Source organism: Salipiger sp. HF18, from assembly GCF_011806505.1.
GTDB classification, from domain to species: domain Bacteria; phylum Pseudomonadota; class Alphaproteobacteria; order Rhodobacterales; family Rhodobacteraceae; genus Salipiger; species Salipiger thiooxidans.
On record NZ_JAATOS010000232.1, the window covers coordinates 1 to 6,346 of the forward strand.

Consider the following 6,346-nt stretch of genomic DNA (forward strand, 5'->3'; position numbering starts at 1 on the left):
ATCAGGAAGCCGACGCAGGCGACCGCTGTCAGCAGGATCACCAGCGGCCAGTTCAGGTAGAGCACCTTGCGCCAGCCGGTCGGGACCGTCTTGACCGTGTATTCGAGATAGCTCATGCCCGGCTCCCCGCGGCGGCGGCGGCGGCCCGTTCGCGGCGGATCCGTTCGATTTCCTGTTGTTGCGCCTCGATGCGACCGCGGTCCGAGGAGGGGTAGGCGTCGAGCGGCGGGGTGCCGCCGAACAGCGCCTGCAGGGTGATGTCGCGCGCGATGGGCGCCGCGGTCGAGGACCCGCCGCCACCGTGCTCGACGACCACCGAGACCGCGATGCGCGGCGCGTCATAGGGCGCGAAGTTCACGAAGAGCGCGTGGTCGCGATGCTCCCACGGCACTTCCTTGCTGTTCACGACGCGGTTCAGCACCTGGCTGGTGCCGGTCTTGCCCGCCATCAGCATATGGTCGAGCGCGATGCGCGACCGGTAGGCGGTGCCCCGGCGGCTGTTCATCACCGAGAACATGCCCTTGCGGATGTACTTGAGATGCGTCGGGTCGATGTCCAGCGTGCCGCCGCCCCGCGACGGCGTCTCGACGCCGCCGACGCTGCGCACCAGCCGCGGCTCGATGGCGCGCCCCGTGGCAACCCGCGCCACCATCACCGCCTGCTGCAGCGGCGAGGTCAGCACGTAGCCCTGTCCGATCGAGGCGTTCACCGTGTCGCCGATGCGCCACTCGGCGCCGCGCTCGCGCCGCTTCCAGTCCTTGTCGGGGATCAGCCCGTCGGTCACCGCCGACATCGGCACGTCCGGCGCGGTGCCGAGCCCGAGCCTGCGGCCCATGTCGGCGATCTTCTCGATGCCCACCTTCAGCGCGAGGTCGTAGTAGAACACGTCGCAACTGTCGCGGAGGCTGTTCTCGAGGTTGACCCGGCCGTGACCAGAGCGCTTCCAGCAGTGGAAGCGCCGCGAACCGATCTCCATATGACCGGGGCAGTAGACCGTGTCGTCGGGCCCGATGACCCCGGCCTCGAGGCCCGCCAGCGCGGTCACCAGCTTGAAGGTCGAGCCGGGCGGGTAGGCGTCCTGCACGGTCTTCGAGGCCAGCGGCCGGTGGTTGTTCTCGCGCAGCACGTTGTAGTCGGCGACCGAGATGCCGCGGACGAACTTGTTCGGGTCGTAGGAGGGGGCCGAGGCGATGGCCAGCACGTCGCCGTTCTCGACGTCGATCACCACCGCCGAGGCGCTTTCCTCGCCGAGGCGCGCCTTGATGTAATCCTGCAGGTCGCTGTCGACGGTAAGCTGCATGTCGGCGCCGGTCGCGCCCTCGCGCCGGTCGAGCTCGCGCATGACGCGGCCGACGGCGTTGACCTCGACGCGCTTGGCACCGGCCTTGCCGCGGAGCTGCTCCTCGAACTTCGCCTCGATGCCGACCTTGCCGATCTGGAAGCGCGGGATGCGCAGCACCGGCTCGGGGTCCTCGTAACGGGCGAGATCGCGCTCGGAGACCGGGCCCACGTAGCCCACCACGTGGGCGAAGTTCTCGTGCTGCGGGTAGACGCGGCTCAGGCCCACCTCGGGTGTGACGCCGGGCAGGGCGGGGGCGTTCACCGCGACGCGGCTGATCGACTCCCAGCTCACGCGGTCGGCAACGGTCACCTGCAGGAACGGCGGTGAGGTCCGCATCTCCTCGATGGCGCGCTTGACCTCGGCCGGGTCGAGTTCGACCAGCACCGAGAGGCGGCGGATGACGTCGTCGATGTCACCGGCATCCTCGCGCCGCATGGTGATGCGGTAGGTGTTCTCGTTCTCGGCGATCACCCGGCCGTTGCGGTCAAAGATGCGGCCGCGCGACGGCGGAATCAGGTGGATGTTGATGCGGTTCTCTTCGGCCAGCAGGCGGAACTCGTCAGCCTGCTCCACCTGCATGTAGCGCATGCGCATCGCCAGCGTGCCGGCAAAGGCCACCTGGGCGGCGCCCAGCATGAGCCCGCGTCGGGTGATCTTGCGGCTGCTCTCGGCGGTATCGCGGGGCGTGCGTCTCACAGGCTCCTCCCGGCGTGGTCGAAATCGCCCGGGGCAAGGCGTCGGACCCCGAGCAGGTACTGCGAGACCATCACCACCAGCGGGTAGCAGATCACGGTCATCGCGAAGCGCATCAGCGACAGGAAAGACGGTCCGGCCGGAACGATCAAGAGCCCGAGGGCAAGGCGAAACACAATCGTGATGACCGCGAGCACCGTCGCGACAGCGATCCACTCCATGACGAAGGTGCTCTCGCGGTCGCGCCGGTCGCGCGACTTGAGGAACTCGGTCGCCATCAGCACCAGCGCCGACCAGAGCCCCGGCGGGCGCTGGAAGAGGATGTCCGCGAGCAGCATCACCGCCGCGACCGAAAGTGCGGGCACGTAGTCGGGACGGCGCAGCGCCCAGGCAAAGCAGAGTGCCACCAGAAGGTCGGGCCCGGCATAGCGCGGCGGCAGCAGGTCGAGCGGCAGCAGGTGGTAGAACATCACCAGAAGCGACAGTCCGACGAAGGCCGCTCGCATGATCCAGATGCGGGCAGGGCGGGATTCAGCCATCGGGCTGCTCCGGTGCCTGCGCGGTGTTGCTGCCCGTGCCCGGCGGCAGCTCGGGCAGGATCAGCGCCGAGGGCGAGCTCACGCGCCGGGCGCCGTGGTCGCGCAGGACGCGCAGGAACTCGAGCCGCTCGTAGTCGGCGGCAAGTCGGACCCGCAGTCGGCCGCCCGGATCCTCGGCCACCTGTCCGATCAGCAGCCCCGGCGGGAAGACCTCGCCGTCGCCGCTGGTCACGATGCGGTCGCCGGGGCGCACCTGGTCGGGATCCTCGAGGAAGTCGATGGGCGGCGCGGCGGAGTTGTCACCGGTCACCAGCGCGCGCTGTCCCGAAGGCTGGATCACCGCGGGAATGCGGCTGGTGGTGTCGGTGAGCAGGATCACCCGGCTGGTGTTGGCGCCGACGCCCGAGACCCGCCCGACGAGGCCGATGCCGTCCATGGTCGCCCAGCCGTCGACGATGCCGTCGCGCGATCCCACGTTGATCAGCACCGACTGGCGGAAGGGCGAGCCACTGTCGGCCAGCACCACGCCGGTGATGTAGGTGAGCCGGGGATCAAGGCGCACGTTGTTGAGATCGCGCAGGCGCGCGTTCTCCTGCTCGAGCTGCAGGGCGGCCTCTTTCCAGGCGGTCATCTGGCGCAGCTCGCGGCGCAATTCCTGGTTCTGCTCGTGGATGCGCTGGTAGCTCTGGAAATCCCGCAGGATGTTCACCGTACCCGTGACCGGCGCCATGGCCCAGTCGAAGCCGGGCAGCACGGCGTCGATCACCTGCGCGCGGAAACGCTCCACCCGCGGGCTGTCGATCCGCCAGAACAGGAAGAGCCCGAAGAGGCACAGGACCAGCACCGCCAGAAGCAGGCGCTTCAGCGGGCGGGAATAGTCCTCGGAATTGGTTCCGTGCTTCGCCATTCAACCCCTTATAGCAGGCTTGGGGCCGCGATCATTTAACGCGCGTCAGGAGTCGTAGTCGATGGCGTGGCGCAGCTGCTTCTCGTACTCGAGCGCCTTGCCGGTGCCGAGCGCCACGCAGTTGAGGCTCTCGTCCGCGATCGAGACGGCAAGACCGGTCTGCTCGCGCAGGGCCAGGTCGAGATCGCCCAGCAGCGCGCCGCCACCGGTGAGCATGACGCCCCGATCGACGATGTCTGCGGCAAGATCCGGCGGGGTGGCTTCGAGCGCGGTCATCACCGCCTCGCAGATCTGCTGCACCGGCTCGGCCAGTGCCTCGGCGACCTGCGCCTGGCTGATCTCGGTTTCCTTCGGCACGCCGTTCAGCAGGTCGCGGCCGCGGATCTGCATCGACGAACCGCGCCCGTCGTCGGGCATGCGGGCGGTGCCGATGGAGGTCTTGATGCGCTCGGCGGTGGATTCGCCCACGAGCAGGTTCTGCTGGCGGCGCAGATAGTTGACGATGGCCTCGTCCATGCGATCGCCGCCGACGCGGATCGAGCGGGCGTAGACGATGTCACCCAGCGACAGAACGGCCACCTCGGTGGTGCCGCCGCCGATGTCCACGACCATGTTGCCGGTCGGATCGGTGATCGGCATGCCGGCCCCGATGGCCGCGGCGATGGGCTCGGCGATGAGGCCGGCCTTGCGGGCGCCTGCGCTCAGCACCGACTGGCGGATGGCGCGCTTCTCGACCGGGGTGGCGCCGTGCGGCACGCAGACGATGATCTTGGGCTTCGAGAAGGTCGAGCGCCTGTGCACCTTGCGGATGAAGTGCTTGATCATCTCTTCGGCGGTGTCGAAGTCGGCGATCACGCCCTCGCGCATCGGCCGGATGGCCTCGATCGAGCCGGGTGTCCGGCCCAGCATCAGCTTGGCGTCCTCGCCCACGGCGAGCACTTTCTTCACCCCGTCCTTGATGTGGTAGGCGACCACTGAAGGCTCGGACAGGACAATCCCGCGTCCCTTGACGTAGACCAGCGTGTTCGCGGTCCCGAGGTCGATTGCCATGTCCGCCGAAAAGGCGCCCATGAGTCTATCCAGTCCAAACATTCTGTGCCCTGCCCCGAATACTAGATTTGGCCCGCGACTCTGCCCGAGTCCAAGCCGGAGATCTTATAGGACCGCTTGTCCGTTGGCGAAAGGGGCTGGGCGCTGCAATTCGGCGTGAAACCGCCGCAGCCGGAGCGCCTGCCTGGAAACCGGCAGGTCACCTTTCCCGAGGGGCCCGGCAAGGGGCGCGGGTTTGTCTTGCGCCCATGCCAGCATATGTCAGGAACAGGTCGGACACTGCATAAGGAGGGAATGAGGACATGGGGCTGAACGTCTATCTTTCGGGGGAAATCCACAGCGACTGGCGCGACCGGATCATCGAGGGCGCGCAGGGGCTCGACGTCACGTTTTCGTCACCGGTGACCGATCATGCCGCGAGCGACGATTGCGGGGTGACGATCCTCGGCGCCGAGGAGAGCAAGTTCTGGCACGACCGCAAGGGCGCCCAGATGAACGCGATCCGCACCCGCAAGGGCATCGCCGACGCGGACGTCGTGGTGGTGCGCTTCGGCGACAAGTACAAGCAGTGGAACGCCGCCTTCGACGCGGGCTATGCCGCGGCTCTCGGCAAGTCGCTGATCATCCTGCAGCCGCCCGAGCATGACCACGCACTCAAGGAGGTCGACGCCGCCGCGCTCGCGGTCGCCCGCGAGCCGGAGGAGGTGGTCGAGATCTTCCGCTACGTGCTCACCGGCACCCTGCCGGGCTGAGGCCTTTCGTCAGGCAATGGCCCTCAGCCCGTTCGGGAAGCGTGGGCGGCGCGTCACGCAAGCCGCGCTCAGTCCCGCGGCGGGGTGACCATGCCGATCTTTACCGCGGGCCGTTCTAGGAACCGTTCCACGTAGGCCCGGCAATTCGGCAGCTCCGGCCAGCCCACCACGTCCGTCGCGCCGTAGAACCCGAGCGCGTTGAGCCAGGGCGCGATGGCCATGTCGGCGATGGAGTAGTCGCCGGCGATCCACTCTCGCCCTTCGAGCTGCCGCTCGACCACGCCGAGCAGGCGGCGCGCCTCGGAGACATAGCGCTCGCGCGGGCGGGGATCCTCGATCTCGGAGCCCGCGAATTTCCAGAAGAAGCCGAGCTGCCCGAACATCGGCCCGATGCCGCCCATCTGGAACATCAGCCACTGCAGCACCTCGTAACGCGCCGCGGGCGTGCTGCCGATGAAGCGCCCGGTCTTGTCGGCCAGATAGATCAGGATGGCGCCGCTCTCGAAGATGCCGACGGGGCTGCCGTCGGGGCCGTCGGGGTCGATGATCGCGGGGATCTTGCCGTTGGGGTTGAGCGAGGTGAACTCGGCGCTCTTCACGAACGCGTCGCCCAGCGGCACCTTGTGAGCCTCGTAGGGCAGGCCCATTTCCTCGAGCGCGATCGACACCTTGACCCCGTTGGGGGTCGGGAAGGCATAGAGCTGGATGCGGTCGGGATGGGTCGCGGGCCAGCGGGCGGTGATCGGGAAATCGGAAAGAGTGGTCATTCTGCGCTCCTGCAAATGCGCCGGACCAGAGGCGGGCGGTTTGCCGTTTCCGCGCGGGCCCGGCTATGCCAGTGTTTCCCCAAGCCTTGCCCGCAGAGGACCGGGCGATCAATCGCTGCGACGCAGCCGAGGACAGCAAGGAACACAAAAGTGATTCAGGAATTCAAGGATTTCATCGCCAAGGGCAACGTCATGGATATGGCGGTAGGCAACATCATCGGCGCCGCCCTCACCGCCATCGTGCAATAGCTGGGCAACGACATGAACAATCCCCTCGGCGGTCTCCTCACCGGCGG

At 67.9% G+C, this 6,346-nt stretch carries 6 protein-coding genes and 2 pseudogenes; 2 read left to right on the forward strand and 6 right to left on the reverse strand.

Annotated features, from left to right (window positions below; translation table 11 throughout):
• The 5 genes and pseudogenes from HC022_RS29260 to HC022_RS16845 form a co-directional block, all read right to left on the reverse strand.
• Nucleotides 1-116, reverse strand: a pseudogene (locus HC022_RS29260) (rod shape-determining protein RodA); the annotation flags it as partial.
• Entirely contained in the window at nucleotides 113-2,038 is a 1,926-nt protein-coding gene (gene mrdA, locus HC022_RS16830) for a penicillin-binding protein 2 (RefSeq protein ID WP_089958579.1), read from the reverse strand. The pseudogene HC022_RS29260 and the gene mrdA, both read right to left, overlap by 4 nt.
• The gene (locus tag HC022_RS16835; RefSeq protein WP_008883162.1) at nucleotides 2,035-2,574 is read right to left on the reverse strand and encodes a hypothetical protein; all 540 of its coding nucleotides are present in this window, start codon (nucleotides 2,572-2,574) and stop codon (nucleotides 2,035-2,037) included. Before HC022_RS16835 ends, mrdA begins: the two co-directional genes overlap by 4 nt.
• The gene (gene mreC, locus HC022_RS16840) at nucleotides 2,567-3,481 is read right to left on the reverse strand and encodes a rod shape-determining protein MreC (protein ID WP_089958576.1); all 915 of its coding nucleotides are present in this window, start codon (nucleotides 3,479-3,481) and stop codon (nucleotides 2,567-2,569) included. Before mreC ends, HC022_RS16835 begins: the two co-directional genes overlap by 8 nt.
• A gap of 45 nt (nucleotides 3,482-3,526) precedes the next feature.
• Complete coding sequence (locus HC022_RS16845) at nucleotides 3,527-4,573, reverse strand: rod shape-determining protein (RefSeq protein WP_008883291.1); 1,047 nt, start codon at nucleotides 4,571-4,573, stop codon at nucleotides 3,527-3,529.
• A gap of 260 nt (nucleotides 4,574-4,833) precedes the next feature.
• Here HC022_RS16845 and HC022_RS16850 point away from each other — a divergent pair, with 260 nt between their 5' ends.
• Nucleotides 4,834-5,283 (forward strand): YtoQ family protein, encoded by a 450-nt coding sequence (locus HC022_RS16850; RefSeq protein ID WP_008883190.1) that lies wholly within the window; start codon nucleotides 4,834-4,836, stop codon nucleotides 5,281-5,283.
• 68 nt (nucleotides 5,284-5,351) lie between these two features.
• Here the strand turns inward: HC022_RS16850 and HC022_RS16855 are convergent, their stop codons facing one another.
• Complete coding sequence (locus HC022_RS16855) at nucleotides 5,352-6,050, reverse strand: glutathione S-transferase family protein (protein ID WP_089958574.1); 699 nt, start codon at nucleotides 6,048-6,050, stop codon at nucleotides 5,352-5,354.
• A gap of 150 nt (nucleotides 6,051-6,200) precedes the next feature.
• Here HC022_RS16855 and HC022_RS16860 point away from each other — a divergent pair.
• Nucleotides 6,201-6,296 (forward strand): annotated as a pseudogene (locus HC022_RS16860) (MscL family protein); the annotation flags it as partial.
• Nucleotides 6,297-6,346 lie beyond the last annotated feature (50 nt).

Coding starts and splice junctions, on each gene's coding strand:
- HC022_RS16835 (WP_008883162.1), bottom strand. CDS start 2,574: ATGGCTGAATCCCGCCCTGCCCGCATCTGGATCATGCGAGCGGCCTTC.
- mreC (WP_089958576.1), bottom strand. CDS start 3,481: ATGGCGAAGCACGGAACCAATTCCGAGGACTATTCCCGCCCGCTGAAG.
- HC022_RS16845 (WP_008883291.1), bottom strand. CDS start 4,573: ATGTTTGGACTGGATAGACTCATGGGCGCCTTTTCGGCGGACATGGCA.
- HC022_RS16850 (WP_008883190.1), top strand. CDS start 4,834: ATGGGGCTGAACGTCTATCTTTCGGGGGAAATCCACAGCGACTGGCGC.
- HC022_RS16855 (WP_089958574.1), bottom strand. CDS start 6,050: ATGACCACTCTTTCCGATTTCCCGATCACCGCCCGCTGGCCCGCGACC.